The following is an 18,488-nucleotide window of genomic DNA, read 5'->3' as shown; positions in this document are numbered from 1 at the left end:
CATCTTCATCTCCAGAGTGTAAAAAGGTGGGCGCCCGCACTGGCGCGCCCGGGGGGGTATCAATGCATGCGGCCTGGGCTCCCGGCCAGGGTGTCGCGGATGTGTCCGGCGTCGAGCGAGCGCCGCTGCGCGCCGGCGGCGTCCAGCAGCACCACGGTGACGTGCTTGCCGCCGCTGCGCATGCGCATCGTCAGGCAACTGCCCGCCTCGTTGCTGCTGCCAGTCTTGGACAGCAGAATGTCCCAGCCCTTGCCGCCCACCAGCGGATTGGTGTTGTGCAGGGTGCGCGTCTTGCCATTGACGGCCACGCTCGCCTGCGGATGGCTGGTGATGCGCGCGATGTCCGGATAGCGCGCGGCCGCCGCGACGATCTTCGCCACCTCGCTGGCCGTGGACGTATTCGCGGGAGAACTGCCGACGGGGTCCGTCAAGGTGGTGCGGCGCAAGCCCAGGTGGCGGATCTTCGCTTGCAACGCTTGCGCAAAGGCAGTGTTGCCGCCGGGATAGGTACGCGCCAGCGCGGCGGCGGCGCGATTTTCGGACGGCAGCAGTGCCAGTTGCAACAACGCGCCGCGCGACACGGCCACGCCATCGGCCAGCAGGCTGTGGCGCTGCAGCGACGCATCGCCGTCGGCGCGCACGATGCGCAACTGTTCATCGGGATCGAGCCCCGCATCGAGCACCACCATGGCCGTCATCAGCTTGGTGATCGAGGCGATGGGCACGACGGCGTCCGCATCCTTCGCCATCAACACCTTGCCACTGGCGTCATCGAATACCAGCATGTGTTTCGCGCTGACGGGCAAAGCCAGCATGCCGGCGGCGGCCTCGGCCAGCATCGCCCCGTTGACTGCGGGCTTTTCCTGCGTCTGCAACAACAGGGTGGCACAAGCCAGCAACAAGGCGGGTACGGCCAGTTTCCAGCCGGCCGTATCCAGCCCTGGCGCCATCAGGCGTTCGATGCGAGTGAGCAACGCCCCGCCCCGTGCCGACATCAGCAAGCGAGAATGCTGCGGCACAGCCGTGTGCAGGGACAGCGCATGCAGCGCCGTGGCCAGCTGCTGCGGGTCTTGCAGCGCTTGCGCAGCCAGGGCATCGGCCACCTGTTCCCGCTCGGCCCGCATGCGCGCCGACAGCCACCAGACGACGGGGTGAAAGAACAGCAGCGCCTCGGCCACGCTTTGCAACAGGTTGACCAGGTAATCCCAGCGCCGCACGTGCGCCAGTTCATGCGCCAGCAGCGCTTCGAGCAGGGCGACGGGCATGCCGCTCAGCAAGGCGGCCGGCAGCAGGATGACGGGGCGCCAGAAACCCACCGTGACGGGACTGGCCAGGCCTGCATGCAGCTTCAGCGGCACTGACCGACTGCCGCGCAAGCCCATGCGCAGCGCCAGCGCATCGAGGCGCGCCTGCCAGATCGCGGGGGCCGCCACGGCCTGGCGGCGCAGCCTGCCAACCCAGGCCAGGCCCAGGCACAGGCGCAAGCTCATCAGGCCAACGCCGGCGCTCCAGGCCAGCACCAGGGCCGGCATCCACGCTTGCAGCGCGGCGCGCCAGGCGGGCGGCGCTGCCATCGGCAGCTGGGCCAGTGATGTGCCCGACAGCAGAGACAGCAGGTGGATGGAGGGAATGCACATACACAGCAGCAGCGCCAGCGCGCACACGGCATAGCGCCAGCGCGCGCTGGCGTGGCGCAGCAGCCAGAGCAATACAGCGGAGACGGCGCCGACGATCAAGCCCTGCCAGACAAAATACAGCAAGACCCAGCCCAGCGCAGGGACAAGGTTGCCCAACTCTATGCCCAGGTCCAGGTTCATGGCGCGCCGCCATCCTTGCTGCGCAGGATTTTTTCAATTTCCAGGCGTTCCGCGTCGCTCACGTGCTCGCGCAGCGCCGTCAGCACGAGCGCCTTGCCGGAACCAGAAAACACCTTGCCGATCAAGTCCTTGAGCAAGCTCGTTTGCAGCTTTTCCTGCGCTTCGACGGCCGCATACAGCTGCGGCCGCTGGCTTTCATCGCGGCTCAGCAAGCCCTTGCCATGCATCAGTTGCAACTGGCGCAGCACGGTGGCGTAACTGGCGTCGGCACGCTCAGCGGCCAGGGCGTCATACACGGCGCGCGCGTCGGACGGGCCGCGCTGCCACAGGATGCGCAGCAGGTCCAGTTCGGCGGCCGTGGGATGGGGAGTGGAGGTATTTTTTAACATGCCGCTAGAATACCCAGTCTAGAACTCAATGTCTAGAACTTTTTTTCTATACTGCTGGACTGGTCTAGAATTCGCGCAAGCGGTCGAACAGCGCCAGCAAGGCCGCCTCATCGACGAGTGTGGCGCCCTGCCCGCCCAGTTGCTGCCGCAGCTGCGCCAGCAGCTCGGCCAGCACCGTGTAGATTTCCTCGCGCTCGACCGTCTCGATGATGCTCGTGCGCCGCTCGATCTTGTTGAAGGCATCCACATAGGCGGCGACCATCGCTTCCAGCGTGGCGGCCGCCGCCGTCGCCTGCATGGCGGCATCGATGCCGCGCGTCACGGCCAGCATGTTCTTGTAGGCCAGCGCCGCCTTTTTCGCATACGCGGGGGAAATATGCTCGCGGCCATCCCAATCGCGGAACGGGTTGAGCAGGTTATCCGCCAGCCATTCCGGCTTGCGTGCCTTGGTCACCGACAAGTCCAGTCCCAGCGCCGCCGCTGTCTTGTAGCCGGCCTTGATGGCCTTGGCGACATCGGCGGGCAAGCTGGTCAGCCACAAGGCGGACAGCTTCGGCAATTGCGCGGCCGATGGAAAATCCTCCGCCGTGAAACCGAACAGGTCATAGGCGGTGAACGTCCGCAGCTGGCTCAGCTGCGCAAGGCTGGCCATCTGCGACGCCATCCCGGGTTTACCCCAGATGCGCAAGGAGGTCAGATGGGGAAAACGCTGCGCCACTTGCGCCAGATCAACTTCCTTCATGCCGATCAGCGACAGGCCGCCCAGCTGGCCGAGGCCGTGGAACGGCGGCAGCGCGTGCGTGCACTGCAGTGTCAGGTGGCGGCCGTCGGCGCCATCGTCGATGCGCAGCGCCGGCGATGGCGCGCTGCGCAGCGCGAGCAGGCTCAAGCCTTCATTCAAGACCAGGCTGGTGACGCCATCGGGCTGCAGGATCAGGCGTTCCAGGCCGCTGCCGCTGAAGTCGAGCGCAGGCACCGTCGATGATTGCCAGTCCAGCTCATTGATGAAGGGATTGCCCTGGATAAACTCCATCAAGGCTTGCGTGCCGTTGCAAGTCTCGATCGACATCAGGCAAGGCAGTTGTTCCAGCTCGGACACGTCACCCAGCGCCTGCAAGACGCTGTCATTGATTTTCGTCGCGTCCTGCCGGAAGACCTGGCCGCCCAGCGTCACTTCACGCTTGTCCGACGCGGCCTTGAACCGCTGGCGCCGCGCCGGATCGATGCGCTCCCAGTTGCGCTGGCGCAGCACGCTGTCGCCCACGTACCAGGCGCTGCGGTAGCTGTTGACTTCCACATCCACCAGCGGCGCGATATTGCCAACGAGCGTATAGCCAGGCGGCACGTTCGCCGTGGCATAGCAGTGATCGTGGCGATTATTCCAGAAGAAATAGTCACATAGCAGCGGCCGCATGGCTTGCACGGCCGCCGCATCGGGCAAGGCGTCACCGGTCCAGTCCAGCTCCAGCACGGCAGCTACGGGCCTGGACGAGGATGCATCCTTGATGCGGGTGACCTGGCAAGCCACATACTGCTGCAGCTCGGACGAAAACACACTGTAAACATCTCCAACATTCGCTAGCACGCAACTTCCTTTTCAAAACACCTGACGGTCGAATGTTGAAAGATAGCAAAAATGACAGCGCAATGTCGTCCTGTTCAGTCAGCGTGCAGCTTGTGGTGCATGCGGCGCAGTCCCAGCCACACGGCGGCGGCCACGAACGGCACCAGGGCGCCGACGAGGATTTCCGGATTCACGGGCAAGCCCAGTACCTTGGCCGCCTTGCCCGTGTAGCTGAACAGACCGATCACATAATAGGAAATGGCGGCAACCGACAAGCCTTCCACCGCTTGCTGCAAGCGCAGCTGCTGCGCGGCGCGGGCGTTCATCGATTGCAGGATTTGCCGGTTCTGCAATTCCTGCACGATGCCCACGCGCGTGCGCAGCAAGTCATTCGTGTTGGCGATGCGCTGCGCCATCGCTTCCTGTCGGCTGGCCATGGCTTCGCACGTGTTCATGGCGGGCGTCAAACGCCGATCCATGAATTCCTCGACCGTGGGTATGCCTTCGATGCGCACTTCGCGCAACTCGTCGATGCGCGCCTTGACGAGGCCCATGTAGGCTTTCGACGCGGAAAAGCGGTAGCTATTGTCGAGCGACAGCTTTTCAATGCGGGCGGCAAGCCGCGTAATGCGGTCGAGCAAGGCTTGCTCGGCAACACCCTCGTCGGCCTTCGCCAGGCCAGGCGCGTCATCCGTGTCGACCATGGCGGCGGCCAGGGTGGCCAGTTCGTTCTCGATGGCGTTCAAGGATGGCGCCGCCTGCATGGCGTAGGGCAAGCCCAACAAGGCCATCATGCGGTAGGTTTCGATTTCCAGCACGCGCTGCACCAATCGACCCGACTGCTGCGAGCGCATGCCCGCATCGCGGATGACGAAACGGCTGAAGCCATCGGACTGGATGGTGAAATCCGTCCACAATTCGCCGCCCTGCAATACCTTGCTGCCGGCCAGGGTATTGCCCTCGAACACGCGCGACAAGCCCTGCATGAAGATTTCGGCTGGTTCAGTCGCTTGCTCGAGCACCACGTGCGCCGCCACCATCAGCTTGCCCTTCAAGCCCGCCAGCCATTGCTGCGGCAACTGTGCCAAAGGCATGCGCTCGAACGCCTGCGCCAAAGGCAAGGCCTGCCCCGGATGTTCGGCAAAGGTAAACGTGGCAAATTCCGTGTGGCATTCCCATTTCAGGCGGAAACGGCCAAAGTCGTAATAAAAATACTTGGCTTCGGCGGCGGGCGGCGTGACGCCGAAATGCGTGCACAAGGCCGCCAGGGTGGCATGCTGGGCGGCCATATTCGACGCACCGGGCGCTGCGCTGTCATCTTTATACACGGCCAGATGGGTGATCAGCTCGGGTGCGTCGAGCTGCAAAAACGGCCGCGAATGGATTTCCGCCGCCAGCGGCACGCGCAAGGCGTGGTTCAAACTGGAGTTAATCAAGTGCATGATAGCCAAAGGTAAAGTTGCAAAACTGCTTAGACCCGCGCGCGTGCTGCTGTGCCCGCAGCGGGGGTCTGATTGTCACAGTGTAACAAAGCAGGAAGCATGCCTACCTTTTCAAACTCCGCTCATGCCGTTTTGGCAATACTTATCACACCCTGCGCCGCGTCCTGGCGCGTGCCCAGCCACCAGAAAAACGCGGCCAGCGCCACGGCAGAGGCCTGCCCCAGCGCCAATTTGAACGCACTGTCGAACAGCAACGGTGCGACAAAACCGGACACGAGCGCAAACACCAGCATTTGCACAAAGTTTTGCAAGGAGGCAGCCAAGCCCCGCATCTGCGGGAAAATGTCGAGCGTCGACATGGTCATGCCCGGCAAGGCCAGCGACATGCCGAACGCGTACAGCATCACGGGCACGACGGCGAACGGGATGCTGGCCGCGAACCAGTGGTTGTAGGCAATGTTGAGCGCGCCCGTGGCCGCCATGGCCAGCAAGCCCCAGCGCACCAGCACGGCGCTTTTCACCGCATGGGCCAGCTTGCCCGACAGCGCCGAGCCGCCCACCAGGCCCGCCACCATGGGGATGAACATCCAGCCGAAGGCCGTTTCCGGCAGGTGCAGCAGTTCGAGGATGAAATGCGGGGCCGAGGCGATGTACAGGGCAAAGCCGCCAAACGCAAAGGCCACGGCCAGCGAACGCAGCAGGAACGCCCGGTGGCGCAAGGCCAGCCAGTAATTGCGCGCGATGTTGCCTGGGTGAAAAGGTTGACGTTGCTCGACAGCTAAACTTTCCGGCAAGCCTTTCAGGCAGGCGAGCAACAACAGCACCGTGACGGAAAAGGTGAACACGAACGTGGATTGCCAGCCATACGCCACGTGCAGCCAGCCGCCGATGATAGGCGCGATGGCGGGCGCGATGCCGAACACCATCATGATATTGGCCAGCATCTTCTGTGCGGCCGCGCCCGACAGGCTGTCGCGCACGATGGCTTGGCCGATGACCCTGCCCGCCCCGGCCGAGGCGCCCTGCATGCCGCGGAAAAACAGCAGCCAGCCAAAGCTGGGGGCAAACGCGGCGCCGATGGAGCCCACAGCAAAGATCAGCAGCGAGCCGAGAATCACGGGACGGCGGCCGAACGAATCGGACAAGGTGCCGTAAAACAAGGTCATGAAGGCATAGGCGGCCAGGTAGACGCTCAGGGTCTGCTGCACCAGCACGCTGCTGACGTCGAAATGAGTGCCGATCGCGGGAAACGACGGCAGGAAGGTATCGGTGGCGAACGGGCCCAGCATGGCCAGCCCGGCCAGCACCAGGGTCAGGTTGCGCGCTTTCATGCGCCCACCTGCACAGCATATTGGCGGCGCAAGCCGTCGAGGGCCGCCAGCGAGAACGCGGCGACATGCTGCGCAATGCTGGCAGTGCCAGTCTCGTCATAGGTAATTTCCGGTGCAACCAGTTCATGCACGATGCGCGAACGGGCATAGAACACGGCCTGGCCGATCACGCTGAACACGCATTTCTGCAGCACGTCCGCCGGCATGGCCTCGCCCACCACGCCACGGATCAAGCCTGTAAACAGGGCATGGTGCGCGCGCACGTCGCGGTCTGCCAGCATGTGGATGGCGGACGTGGGTTCGATCAATTCGCGCGCCACCAGGCGGCTGAACAGCGAAGCCGCTCCCGGACGCAGCATGTCGAAGACCATCGATTGTATCGCCAGGCGCAACTGTTCCACGGGCGCCACGGCCGCCGCCGGGCCTGCCTCCGGTACGGCAGCGGCCGAGGCACGCGCCAGCGCGCGCGCATGGTCGAAGGCGGCCAGGTACAGCTCTTCCTTGCCATGAAAATAATAGTTAACCATCGCCACGTTGACGTGGGCCGCCTCGCAGATCCTGCGTACGGACGCGAGCTTGTAGCCTTCGTCGGCAAACAGCTGGACCGCCGCCTGCAGGATGCGCGTGCGCGCCGTTTCGACTTCTTCTGTCATGCCATTCCCATCGTTTAAACATCTGTTTAATATTGTTCAGCATTGTATCAAACAGCTGTTTAATTTTCAAATGGACGCAAAAAAGCCCGGCGAACCGGGCTTTGCAAGGGTATTGCCGTCGCTTAGTGCTTCATCGCCGGCATCGCGGATGACGTCGAGGTGGCGCCCAGCGGACGGGCCACGGCATTGACTTCGATCGTTTCGCGGCGCTTGTCCTCGCCTTCGACGACGAGGGTCAGCGGGATCTTGTCGCCCGCCTTCACCTGCCCTTTGAGTTCCAGCAGCATCACGTGGTAGCCGCCCGGTTTCAGTTCGACGGCTTTGCCAGCTGGCAAGGCGATTTCCTTGACCTGGCGCATGCGCATCATATTGTCCGTCATGCTCATTTCATGGATTTCCGCCACGCCGGCCACGGGCGAGCGCACTTCCAGCAGGCGCATGGCTTTCGGCGCCGTGATCTGCATGAAGGCGCCCGTGGCTTTTTGCTGCGGCACGGTGGCGCGCACCCACGGGTCGGTAATCTGCACGGAGGTCTGGGCAGAGGCGGAGAAGGACAGCACAGCCAGGGCCGTGGCCAGCAGGGTTTTCAAATGGGTCATGATCATTCCTCGGTATGGTTATAAGGTGTATTTCGATTTCATCAGGGTCTTGATATCCTGCACGCACTCGTCGCCCGTCAACTGGTGCTTCAGGCCCAGGCGCATGCGTCCCTCGGCATCGAGCACATAGCTGATGGCCGTGTGGTCCATCGTGTAGGAACTGCCGCTCGGCACGCGGCGGTAGAAGACCTTGTAATTGAAGGCCGTCTGCGCCGTCGCCTGCGGGTCCGTGCGCAAGCCCAGGAAGCTGGGGTCGAAGGCGCGCATGTATTCTCCCAGCAACTCCGGCGTGTCGCGCTCGGGGTCGATGCTGATGAAGATCACTTGCAGCTTATCGGCATCCGGCCCCAGTTTCTGGCGGATTTCCAGCGCGCGCGACAGGGCTGTCGGACACACGTCCGGGCATTGCGTAAAGCCAAAGAAGACCATCACATACTTGCCCTTGAAATCGGCCAGGGTGTAGACCTTGCCGTCGGGGCCGCTCAACTTGAAGTCGGGCTTGTAATCGCCTCCAGTCAAGTCGAGGCCGTTGTAATGGGGTTTCGGCGCGGGTTCGCAAGCGGCAAGCGTGAGCAATCCCGCCGTACCGGCGAGAAGAAAAAGACGACGTTTCATGGCATTCTGGCCCGATGGGCGTAGTGGATACAGTTAAGACGTGGAAGGCGTGACGGGTGTATTCAGGCAGCCAGAGGCGGGCCGCGCGGGCTGGCGGCCAGCCAGGCGAACGGGGCCCGCGGCGCCTGGTAAAACAATGGCGGATACAGGTCGTGGCCCGTGATCACGGGCAGCGGCGATGCTGACGACGGCGGCAAACCCGCGCTGCCCGCATGGCTCATGCAGAACGGGCAATGCTCAATGTGGTGCAGCACGGAATCAGTGGTGGATTTGACGGCTGGCGCCAGGTCCGCTTGCGTGTAGACGGCGCCGCTGGCCGAGCAAATCTCGACGGCGGCATTGTTCGCGTTCGCATGCAGCGAAGCAAACGCATACGACAGGGATGGCGACAGCGCATTGAGCAGTATCGCCAGGCAGGCGAACCACATATGCCACTGTTTGCGCTTCAATAATGATCCCATGGCCCCGATTATAACGGAGTCTGGCTATCGCGTTGCGCAGGCGCGCCCGCCTGGCCGCGCAGGAACAGGCTGGGGCGCACGCCCGCCACGTCCACGCAGGCATCGCAAAACGCGGGGATCGAGGCAAAGCCGGAGCCGGCCGCCACTTGCGCCAGGTCGCGCTCGCCGTGCTCGCCATCGGCATCCGCTTGCGCCGCCGTGTGCAGCGCGTGCGCCAGGCGCTGTTCGCGCACCAGGCTGAGCAATGCCTCGCCCTCGGAAAACAGGCGCGCCCTGGCCTTGTGCGGCGTCACTTGCCACAGGGTCGCCAGGCGCGCAGCCGTCCATTTGCCTTGCGGCGTATCGAAGATGTGCTGCGCCAGCGCCTGGCTCCAGCGCTTGCCGCCGCCGTGGCCACCATCGGGCTCATCGCCTTCCAGCGCCAGGGTGAACACGGCCGGCTTGCCCCGCCCCGGCATCACGTCGCAGGCAAAGCGCAGGAAAGCGGGCACGACGAAACTGTCGCCGCTGGCCAGTTTCTTGGTGGTGATTTCATTGTGCAAGGTCACAAAGCCCTGGCGCACGGTAACGCGCAACCGGAGCGGAAAGCGCAAGCCCAGCAGGTGCAATGGATGATCGGAAACGAGGGCCATGCGTCAGGTCAAGGTGGTGAACGAGCAGCCAGCATGCCACACATCGCGCGTCCGGTCTGTCATCACAGCGACGCCACGCCATAACGGCGCAAGCCGTCCAGGTCGACGACGCGGATGGACTGGTAGGCAATGCTGATCAGGTTCAGCTCGGCCAGATGGCCCAGCGCCTGGTTCACGCGCTGGCGCGAAATGCCGGTCAGCAAGCCGATTTCTTCCTGCGACAGCTCAAGCACGCTGGACGTGCGCGGGTATAGCATGGGGTGGAACAGCTGCGCGATGGCTTGCGCCACTTGCGCGTCGACGGCCAGCAGGCGCTGATTCTGGATGGTGGCGATGAATTGCCCCATGCGCTCGTTCAGCTGGCGGATGACGAAGGCATTGAAGGAGAGGCTTTCGGCCAGCAACAGGTGAAACAAGTCCACCGGCACGAGGAGGATGCGCGATGCGCGCACGGCCACCACGTCGTAGCGGCGCAGTTCTCGCTTGAGCACGCTGCCCTCGCCGCACCAGCCGCCGGCCGGCACGCCGGAAAACGTGGCGCCGCGCCCATCGGCGTTGTAGACGGCCAGCTTGATCAAGCCCGTGTGCACGCCGATCCAGTGCGCCGACGGTTCGCCGCGCCGCGTGATGAAGGCGCCTGCCTCGAAATGCCGGATCACGCTGCCAGCGCGCAACAGGGCCTGATGCCCTGTATCGAGGGCCGTGAACCAGTCGTGGCTGTCGAGTTCGGGCACGGCACGGTCTACACTATCGTTGCTATCCATTCCATCCTTCAGTTGTCACTAAGATGACAGTGATTTTCCAGCGCCGGTGCTATGCTAACCGGTATCAATCCCGAAACAGGGAGCTACAAGATTCTTTTACCAGGAGACAAGCATGACAGCTGATTTCAACACCGGCCTCGGCAAAAACAGCGCCAACTACGCCGCCCTCACCCCGCTCGACTATATCGCCAGGGCAGCCGCAGTATATGGCAATCGCCTGGCAATTGCACATGGCGCCGTGCGCCAGACATGGGGCGAAACCTATGCGCGCACGCGCCGCCTGGCCTCCGGCCTCATCAAGCTGGGCGTGGGCACGGGCGACACGGTGGCCGTGATGCTGCCGAACACCCCCGCCATGGTGGAAGCGAGCTTCGGCGTCCCGATGGCCGGCGCCGTCCTCAACGCCCTGAATATCCGCCTCGACCTGGCCTCCCTGACCTTCATGCTGCGCCATGGCCAAGCCAAGGTCTTGCTGGCCGACACAGAATTTGCCGAGCTGGCGCGCCAGATGGCGGCGCAGATTCCCGGCTTGCGCGTGATCCAGGTCAACGATGTGCTGGGACCGGAAGTGGAAGCATTTGCCGACCTCGACTACGAAAGCTTGCTGGCCAGCGGCGACCCCGATTACGACTGGCAGCCGCCTGCGGACGAGTGGGACGCCATCGCTTTGAACTACACGTCCGGCACCACGGGCGACCCGAAAGGCGTGGTCTACCACCACCGCGGCGCGGCCCTGAACGCCCTGTCGAATATATTAGAGTGGGACATGCCCAAGCATGCCGTGTATTTATGGACATTACCGATGTTCCACTGCAATGGCTGGTGCTTCCCGTGGACCGTGGCCGCGCGCGCCGGCGTCAACGTGTGCCTGCGCAAGTTCGAACCGAAACTCGTGTTCGACCTGATGCGCGAATTGCGCATCACCCACTACTGCGCCGCGCCCATCGTGCATGCAGCGCTGGCCAATGCGCCCGCCAACTGGCGTGACGGCATCGACTGGACCGTGCGCGGCATGGTGGCAGGCGCACCGCCGCCTGCCGCCATGGTGGCGAAGATCGAAGCCATGGGTTTCGACTTGATCCACTCGTATGGCTTGACGGAAGTGTATGGCCCGGCCGCCATCTGCGCCGAGCAGGACGAGTGGGCGGCCCTGTCCCAGGAAGAACGCGCCGTATTGAAGTCGCGCCAGGGCGTGCGCTACCACCTGCAAAGCGCCGTGGCCGTGCTGGACCCGGAGACCATGCAGCCGGTGGCGGCCGACGGCGAACAGATCGGCGAGATCATGTTCCGCGGCAATATCTGCATGAAAGGCTATTTAAAAAATGAAAAGGCGACGCAGGAAGCGTTCGCCGGCGGCTGGTTCCACACGGGCGACCTCGGCGTCATGTATCCGGACGGCTATATCAAGCTGAAGGACCGCAGCAAGGACATCATCATTTCCGGTGGAGAAAACATTTCCAGCGTGGAAGTGGAAGACGCGCTGTACCACCATCCGCAGGTGCTGGCCGCCGCCGTCATCGCCCAGCCCGACGAAAAATGGGGCGAGACGCCATGCGCCTTCGTCGAGCTGCGCGAAGGCGGGACGGTGACGGAAGCGGAATTGATCGCCTTCTGCAAGAACAACCTGGCCGGTTTCAAGGTGCCGAAAGCCATTTATTTCGGCCCCCTGCCCCGCACGTCGACGGGCAAGATCCAGAAGTTCGAACTGCGCAAGCGCATGCAGTCGGACAAGGCCATCGACGTCTGATTTGTACCTGTCAGTCGCGCTTGCCTTGCAACCACGCCGGCTGCGCCACCACCAGGCGCGAGAAGCTGGCGATGCTGGCCACGGCGGCGAACCCTGCCGCCAGGCACAGCGCATACGTCGTGCCACGCGTGGCGGAAACCGTGAAGCAATACGCGACCAGCGCCGCGCCCGTGGCTTGCCCGATCAGGCGCGACGTGGCCACCACGCCGCTGGCGCCGCCGGCCCGCTCGGGCGGCGCGCTGCCCATGATGGCTTTCAGATTGGGCGCCTGGAAGAAACCGAAACCGATGCCGCACAGGGCCATGCGCCAGCCGATGTCGAACACGCTCGGGTGGGCTGGTATCCACACCAGGGTCAGCAAGCCGCCCGCCAGCGCCGCCAGGCCGATGCCGCCCAGCACGCCCGGCGAATAGCGGTCGCTGAGGCGCCCGGCCACGGGCGCCATCACGGCCACCAGCACGGCCCACGGCGTCATCAAAAAGCCCGTCTCGACGGGCGAACGGCCCAGGGTGACTTCAAAATAGAATGGCAGTGAAACGAAGGCCAGGCCCTGCGCGGCAAACGTGCAGATGGCCGTCAGCGACGACAGCAGGAATAATGGACGGCGAAACAGGTCGATCGGCAGCATCGGGGCTGCGTGCCCCGCCTGGCGGCGCAGCAGCAAAATAAAGAAGATCACTACTGCCACCAGTTCCGGCAGCAAGGTCGACAGGGTCGCGTGATGGGCGGCATCGCCAAACAACAGGATCAGCAAGCCGAAAGCGCCCACGTTGTACAGCGCCGTGCGCGCATCGAGCGTGTGACCGGACAGTTTTGTCGCCGGCAACATGCGGCTGGCGAGGAAGAAGCCGGCCACGCCCAGCGGCACATTGATGGCGAACAGCCACGGCCACGATGCCATCGCCAGGATCAAGGAAGCGGCCGTGGGCCCGATGGCAAACGCGACAGCCACCACCAGCGCATTGTTGCCGAACGCGCGTCCCAACAAGTGTTTCGGGTACAGGGCGCGCAGCAGCGCCGTATTGACGCTCATAATGGCGCTGGCGCCGACGCCCTGGAACAGGCGCGCCACCACCAGCGAGGGCAAGGACCAGGCCAGTGCGCAAGCGAGCGAAGCTAGGGTAAATAAAAACATGCCGGAGATGAATACGCGCCGGTAGCCGGCGATTTCGCCGAGGGCGGAAAACGGCAGCAAGGTCGCCACCATGGCCAGCTGGTACACGTTGACGATCCAGACGGAGGCGGCCGGCGTCGTGTGCAGCTCGCTGGCGATGGCCGGCAAGGCCGTGTTGGCAATCGCCGTATCGAGCGAAGCCATGCCCACGCCGATGGCCAGCGCCAGCATGGCCCATATACGGGCGCCGGGCGGCAAGCCGTCCTCGCCCACCATCACGGCTTGCGTTTGCTGCCGCATAGACTGCTGCATACACTACCTGTTCATCTTGCTGATCCGGACAATACACTAACATGTATGTAAGAAACCTGCAGGACAGGCCAGCCTACTTCTGGCAGTCGATGACCTTGAAGTCTTTCGAATAGCAGATGCGCAACTCGCCCGAGTGCTTTTCATAGCCGAGCCAGCGACCCTTCAGTTGCGGGTTATGCTGCTTCATCCACTGGAACAGCTCGTTCTTTGGCATGGTGGAATCCGGCAACTTCAAGGCCTGGAACAGTTCGCGTTCCTTTTCGAAATATTCCTTGGCCGTATCGAAATCGCAGGCACCATGCTTTTCCCATTCACCCTGCAGCAAGGCTTCGCCCGGCTGCATGCACATGTAGGGCAGGATGTCGGACGGCGCCAGTTTCGGCAAGTTGCCCTTGCAGTAACGCGGATGCAGTTCCGTCTTGCGCGGCGGCGTCACGGAAATGTCGTCGCAGCTGGCCGGATTGGCCGACTGCGCCCACAAGCCATGCACGATCCAGCCGAACTGGTTGCTCTCGGCGCACTGGAAGGCAGACTTCTTCGACACTGCGCCACGGCGGCGCTGGCTGTCGCAAAAGCCTGGCGACCACGACAGCGCCAGCATGAAGTAATCGGTGGGTACGTTCGTGCTTTGTTTGTAGCACGTGTTTTTCTCGTCCGACGGCTTGACGTCGTAATCGTAGTAGCTGACGTTGCGGGGAATGGCGCAGCTGGCGTCGGCCGCGTGGACGGCGCCGGCAGACAGGCTGAGGAACACGGCGGCCAGCGCGGGCAAGACAGAGCGGATTTTCATCGAGCTTCCTTCAAGATATAAAAACGCCGGCAACTGAGTGCCGGCGCGGTATTGAAATTACACCATCAACTTAGCAAACTTTATGCATCCAGCCGTGCGTATCAGCCGCCGTGCCATGCTGCAGTCCCAGCAACGCTTCGCGCAGGGCCAGGGTAACGGCACCATTTTCATTGTTGTTGATGGTCATTTCAAAGCCATTGGCCTTGGCCACGCCCACGGGCGTGATGACGGCGGCCGTGCCGCAGGCGAACACTTCGGTCATGCGGCCCGAGGCGATGTCGTCGCGCCATTGCTGGACGGACAATTTACGCTCTTCCGTCGCATAGCCGAGGTCTTTCGCCATTTCCAGCAGGCTGCGGCGGGTGATGCCAGGCAACAAGGTGCCCGTCAATTCCGGCGTCACGACGGTGACTTTCTCGCCATCCTTGTAGACGAAGAACAAATTCATGCCGCCCATTTCTTCGATGAATTCGCGGTGCACGGCGTCCAGCCACACGACCTGGTCGCAACCCTTCTCTTGCGCTTGCGACTGGGCCATCAGGCTGGCCGCATAGTTACCGGCGCATTTGGCTTCACCGGTGCCGCCCGGCGCGGCGCGCACGAAGTCTTCGCTGATCCACACGGTGACGGGCTTCACGCCTTTCGGGAAGTAGGCGCCGGCTGGCGAGGCGAACAGCACGAACAGGTATTCTTCCGATGGACGCACGCCCAGGTACGGGTCGGTGGCGATCATCAGCGGACGCATGTACAGGCTCTCGCCCGTATTTTTCGGCACCCAGTTGCGGTCTTGCGAGATGAGCGCGTCGCCCGCTTCCAGGAACAGCTCGACAGGAATGGCCGGCATGGCCAGGCGCGCGGCGCTGCGGTTGAAGCGCTCGGCATTCTGTTCCGGACGGAAGGTCTTGATGCTGCCGTCCGGCTGGGCAAACGCTTTATAGCCTTCGAAGATGGCCTGGCCGTAATGCAGGGACGAAGCGGACGGGTCCAGCGTCAAAGGGCCGTAGGCTTTCAGTTCGCCCTGCTGCCACTTGCCGTCGCGGTAAGGAATCACCACCATGTGGTCGGTGAAGATGCGGCCGAAAGCAGGATTGACCATGCGCGCGACGCGTTCGGCGTCGGACAAGGGGTGGGCGGATGGGGTGACGACGAGATTCGGTGTGGAAGTGGTCATGGCAGCAGAAGACGAGTCAGGGAGAATAAAGAGATTCCCTATTGTAGCGCCTAATGCGCGCTGCGAGGCGGCGGATGGCCTTGCCGCAATGTTGCGCCGCATCAAAAGGCGGCGCCGTCAGGCGGCCCGCAAGGGCTTGCCCCGCCCTGCCTGCGCTTCTTCAGCGCACTGGCTGCAGCGCATCTGCACGGAAATCACGTTGGCGCCGATGTCCATGCCGTGCGCCACCGCCGTCTGGCGCAGCTGCTCCACCAGCGGCGCATCCTGCACCAGCACGCTGCGTTCGCAGACCCTGCACACGAGGTAGCAACTGTCCGTCTCCACCTGGTCCGGCTTGATCAGGTAGCGCGCCTTGTTGCCGCTGGCGCTAGCTTCGCGCTCGCGCAGCAGCAAGCCGGCCAGCTCCATTTCCTTGAGCACGCGGTAAATCGTGCCCAGGCTGACGGCAATGCCGATATGCAGCAGTTGCTGATAAATGCTTTCCGCATTCATCGCTTGCCGCTGCGTTCCAGCCAGCACTTGCAAGATGCAGATGCGCGCGCTGGTCGGGCGCAGGCGCACGGCGCGCAAACGCTCGAACACGCGGCCATCGCCCTGGTATTGAATGTCTTGCATGGGATTCTCCGCTTGTGCGTTCTGCTCTCCCTACCTTGCCAAGCGAGAACGTCAAAAGGGAACCGGGAAATGAAAAAAGCGCCGCCCCAATCTGCCGGGTGCGGCGCCTTGCGCTACCTCAAACCGGCGAACATCAGAACTTGATGTTGGCCGTCACGGTTGCGGAACGGCCAGGGGCCACGCCAGCATAGTGCGGCGAGGAAACCTTGTCGAAGTACAGCTTGTTCGTCAGGTTCTGGATGTTCAGCTGCAGGGTCACATTGCGGTTGACCACATAGCTGGCCATGGCGTCGAAGCGCGTGTAAGCCGGGGCAAACTTGTTGTTGGCCACGTTCGCATAGACTTTATCGACGTAGTTCACGCCGCCACCCACCGTGATGGCGGGCGTGACCAGGTAGGACGTCCACAGCGAGGCGCTGTTTTTCGGCGTGGTGGGGAACTGGTTGCCGTTGTACGGCGACGGCGCGTATTGCGTCACGCCATTGATCACGCCATTCGTGACATAGCCATTGTTTTCCACGATGGCGTTCAGGTGCGTGTAGCCGCCGAAGACCGACCATTCCTTGGTGATATTGCCGCTCACGCCCAGCTCGATACCCTTGACTTGCTTGTCGCCCACGTTTTGCGTGGTGCCGTCCGGTGCCGTCACGCGCGCATTGCTCATGTCGCTCTGGAAATAGGCGCCGCTCACGGACAGGCGGCCGCCCGGCAGCACTTCCCATTTCGTGCCCAGCTCGAAGCTCTTGCTTTCTTGCGGCTTCAGGTTCTGGATGGCGACCGTCAAGCCGTCGATGCCGTCGCCGCCATCATTGCCCGGTGGCGTGGACGAGGTGCCGTAGGAAACATATACGCTGCTGTTGGTCGATGGCTTGTACACCAGGCCCGCCTGGTAGCTGGCGAAGGTGGCGTGCACATTGGCGCTGGTGGCGGCGGTGGTCTTGCCGTCGAGCGTGTATTGCGGCGTGTTCAGCGAACTCTTGTAGTCATCCCAGCGGATGCCCACGTTCAACAGCCATTGCGGCGTGAACTCGATGGTGTCGAAACCGTACACGGAACGCGTGTTGGTGACGATGTTCGTGCGTGCCGGCGACACCGTGCGCGTGTAGACCCATGGGTCGTTGGCGTTCGGGTTGAGCAAGGGGGCGCAGTTGTACAGGGTGGCCGCGCCATAGGTCGGGCAGCTGGAACCGACTTTTTCCAGCGGGTTGTTCGTCCCCGGGCTGAACAGATACGAGCTGCGATCCGTTTCCTCGCGGCCGACTTCCAGGCCCACGGTGTAGGTGTGCTTCACGCCGCCGGCCAGGAATTCGCCGCCCAGGCTGGTCGCATTGGCCAGCGCGTCCGTATCGGTGGTGCGCGTGTTGGCGCGACGCCAGACGGTGCCGTACAGCATGGTGTTGCCCTTGGAGTCGTCGGGCTGGGTCCACACGTAGTCGTTGCTGGTCTTGCCGTAACGGGTCACGTTGCGCAAAATCAATTTATTGCCGAAGTCGTGGCGCACGTCGATGGTGCCGATATCGCTCTGCGTGTCGCGGAAATCGCGGTTCACCAGGCCATAGAAGGTGTCGCGCGGCACGTTGACGGGCGTGCCATTGCCGTTTTTCGACACATTGGCGCCCGACGAGAACGGGTTGTTGAACGGCAAGCCGGTATCGGGCAATTCGCTCGACTGCATGTGGTAGTAGCTGAGGGTCGCCTGCGTGGCCGATTTCAGGCCGAAGGTGATCGATGGCGCGATGCCCCAGCGGTCGCCATTGATGAAGTCGCGGCCGGCAACGTGGGCGTCGTGCGCCATCACGTTCAGACGCACGGCCACATCGTCGCTGATGACGCGGTTCACGTCCGCCGTGGCGCGGCGGTACTTGGCGCTGCCCAGGCCAACGGTGGCGTTGGTGAAGTCTTCCGCCTTCGGCGTCTTGCTGATCAGGTTGACGCCGCCGCCTGCGGACGAGCGTCCACCGTAGGCCGAGTTCGGGCCTTTGACGACTTCGATTTGTTCCAGCGCAAAGATTTCACGCGATTGCGAACCCGTGTCGCGGATGCCATCGATATACGTATCCGTTTGCGCGTTGTAGCCGCGGATAAACAGGTTGTCGCCCACGGGGTTGCCGCCTTCGCCGGCGCCGATGGTGATGCCCGGCACGGTACGCAGCGCATCCGTCAGCGAGACGGCGCCCGTTTGCGAAATGATTTCGGCAGGAATCACGGTGACGGATTTCGGCGTGTCCAGCAGCGGCGCCGTCAGCTTGTCGTTGGCCGATTTGACGGGCGCCTGGATCAGGCGGTCCGCCGTGCCCACGACCTTGACTTCCTGCAACTGCTGCGGCTTGTCCGTCGTTTGCGCGTGCAGCGCCAGCGGCATGGCCAGGGTGGCAAACGCGGCCAGGGCCGTGCCATGCATGCGCGGCGTGGAAGTGGTGTGGTGCTTGCGGCTGCGGATGGTAACGCCCGCTTTGTCTTTCGATGTCATCA

17 protein-coding genes are annotated in these 18,488 nt (G+C 63.2%); 1 reads left to right on the top strand and 16 read right to left on the bottom strand.

The window, feature by feature from the left end:
* Positions 1–59 precede the first annotated feature (59 nt).
* The 11 genes from O3297_RS03865 to O3297_RS03815 form a co-directional block, all read right to left on the bottom strand.
* The gene (locus tag O3297_RS03865) at positions 60–1,817 is read right to left on the bottom strand and encodes a M56 family metallopeptidase (protein ID WP_305047800.1); all 1,758 of its coding nucleotides are present in this window, start codon (positions 1,815–1,817) and stop codon (positions 60–62) included.
* Positions 1,814–2,206, bottom strand: coding sequence for a BlaI/MecI/CopY family transcriptional regulator (locus tag O3297_RS03860; protein WP_034757543.1), 393 nt, complete (start codon positions 2,204–2,206; stop codon positions 1,814–1,816). Before O3297_RS03860 ends, O3297_RS03865 begins: the two co-directional genes overlap by 4 nt.
* Positions 2,207–2,270: 64 nt before the next feature.
* The gene (locus O3297_RS03855) at positions 2,271–3,761 is read right to left on the bottom strand and encodes a hypothetical protein (protein ID WP_305047799.1); all 1,491 of its coding nucleotides are present in this window, start codon (positions 3,759–3,761) and stop codon (positions 2,271–2,273) included.
* Between the two features lie 104 nt (positions 3,762–3,865).
* Positions 3,866–5,212 carry a DUF3422 family protein gene (locus O3297_RS03850; RefSeq protein ID WP_305047798.1) on the bottom strand — a complete coding sequence of 449 codons (1,347 nt, stop codon included), beginning with the start codon at positions 5,210–5,212 and terminating at the stop codon, positions 3,866–3,868.
* Between the two features lie 122 nt (positions 5,213–5,334).
* Positions 5,335–6,543 (bottom strand): multidrug effflux MFS transporter, encoded by a 1,209-nt coding sequence (locus tag O3297_RS03845; protein WP_305047797.1) that lies wholly within the window; start codon positions 6,541–6,543, stop codon positions 5,335–5,337.
* Positions 6,540–7,196: a CerR family C-terminal domain-containing protein gene (locus O3297_RS03840; RefSeq protein WP_305047796.1), complete on the bottom strand. Its 657-nt coding sequence runs from the start codon at positions 7,194–7,196 to the stop codon at positions 6,540–6,542. Before O3297_RS03840 ends, O3297_RS03845 begins: the two co-directional genes overlap by 4 nt.
* Before the next feature lie 122 nt (positions 7,197–7,318).
* Entirely contained in the window at positions 7,319–7,795 is a 477-nt protein-coding gene (locus O3297_RS03835; RefSeq protein WP_174718099.1) for a copper chaperone PCu(A)C, read from the bottom strand.
* A gap of 18 nt (positions 7,796–7,813) precedes the next feature.
* Entirely contained in the window at positions 7,814–8,410 is a 597-nt protein-coding gene (locus O3297_RS03830; protein WP_070279155.1) for an SCO family protein, read from the bottom strand.
* A gap of 62 nt (positions 8,411–8,472) precedes the next feature.
* Positions 8,473–8,859 carry a DUF2946 domain-containing protein gene (locus tag O3297_RS03825; protein WP_244965456.1) on the bottom strand — a complete coding sequence of 129 codons (387 nt, stop codon included), beginning with the start codon at positions 8,857–8,859 and terminating at the stop codon, positions 8,473–8,475.
* A gap of 20 nt (positions 8,860–8,879) precedes the next feature.
* Positions 8,880–9,503, bottom strand: a complete 624-nt coding sequence (locus O3297_RS03820; protein WP_305047795.1) for a hypothetical protein — start codon at positions 9,501–9,503, stop codon at positions 8,880–8,882.
* 62 nt (positions 9,504–9,565) lie between these two features.
* Positions 9,566–10,267, bottom strand: a complete 702-nt coding sequence (locus O3297_RS03815; protein WP_305047794.1) for a Crp/Fnr family transcriptional regulator — start codon at positions 10,265–10,267, stop codon at positions 9,566–9,568.
* Positions 10,268–10,379: 112 nt separating this feature from the next.
* Between O3297_RS03815 and O3297_RS03810 the strand changes: the two genes are divergently transcribed.
* Positions 10,380–12,014 (top strand): acyl-CoA synthetase, encoded by a 1,635-nt coding sequence (locus O3297_RS03810; RefSeq protein WP_092610677.1) that lies wholly within the window; start codon positions 10,380–10,382, stop codon positions 12,012–12,014.
* Positions 12,015–12,024: 10 nt separating this feature from the next.
* On the opposite strand, the gene O3297_RS03805 is transcribed toward O3297_RS03810, so the two are convergent.
* The 5 genes from O3297_RS03805 to O3297_RS03785 all read right to left on the bottom strand — a co-directional run bounded on the left by O3297_RS03805 (position 12,025) and on the right by O3297_RS03785 (position 18,486).
* On the bottom strand, positions 12,025–13,440 hold the full coding sequence (locus O3297_RS03805) for an MFS transporter (protein WP_305047793.1): 1,416 nt from the start codon (positions 13,438–13,440) through the stop codon (positions 12,025–12,027).
* A 73-nt stretch (positions 13,441–13,513) separates the two neighbouring features.
* On the bottom strand, positions 13,514–14,230 hold the full coding sequence (locus O3297_RS03800) for a hypothetical protein (protein WP_305047792.1): 717 nt from the start codon (positions 14,228–14,230) through the stop codon (positions 13,514–13,516).
* A gap of 70 nt (positions 14,231–14,300) precedes the next feature.
* Complete coding sequence (locus O3297_RS03795; RefSeq protein ID WP_151094501.1) at positions 14,301–15,401, bottom strand: branched-chain amino acid aminotransferase; 1,101 nt, start codon at positions 15,399–15,401, stop codon at positions 14,301–14,303.
* A 117-nt stretch (positions 15,402–15,518) separates the two neighbouring features.
* The gene (locus O3297_RS03790; protein ID WP_151094498.1) at positions 15,519–16,016 is read right to left on the bottom strand and encodes a Fur family transcriptional regulator; all 498 of its coding nucleotides are present in this window, start codon (positions 16,014–16,016) and stop codon (positions 15,519–15,521) included.
* Positions 16,017–16,149: 133 nt separating this feature from the next.
* Positions 16,150–18,486, bottom strand: coding sequence for a TonB-dependent siderophore receptor (locus O3297_RS03785; RefSeq protein ID WP_305047791.1), 2,337 nt, complete (start codon positions 18,484–18,486; stop codon positions 16,150–16,152).
* Between the last annotated feature and the right edge of the window lie 2 nt (positions 18,487–18,488).

Origin of the sequence: Janthinobacterium sp. SUN128 (assembly GCF_030587275.1) — a bacterium.
Taxonomy (GTDB): Bacteria; Pseudomonadota; Gammaproteobacteria; order Burkholderiales; family Burkholderiaceae_D; genus Janthinobacterium; species Janthinobacterium lividum.
Note: the sequence above shows the minus strand (reverse complement) of the source record. Positions and strands in the feature narration are given on the sequence as shown.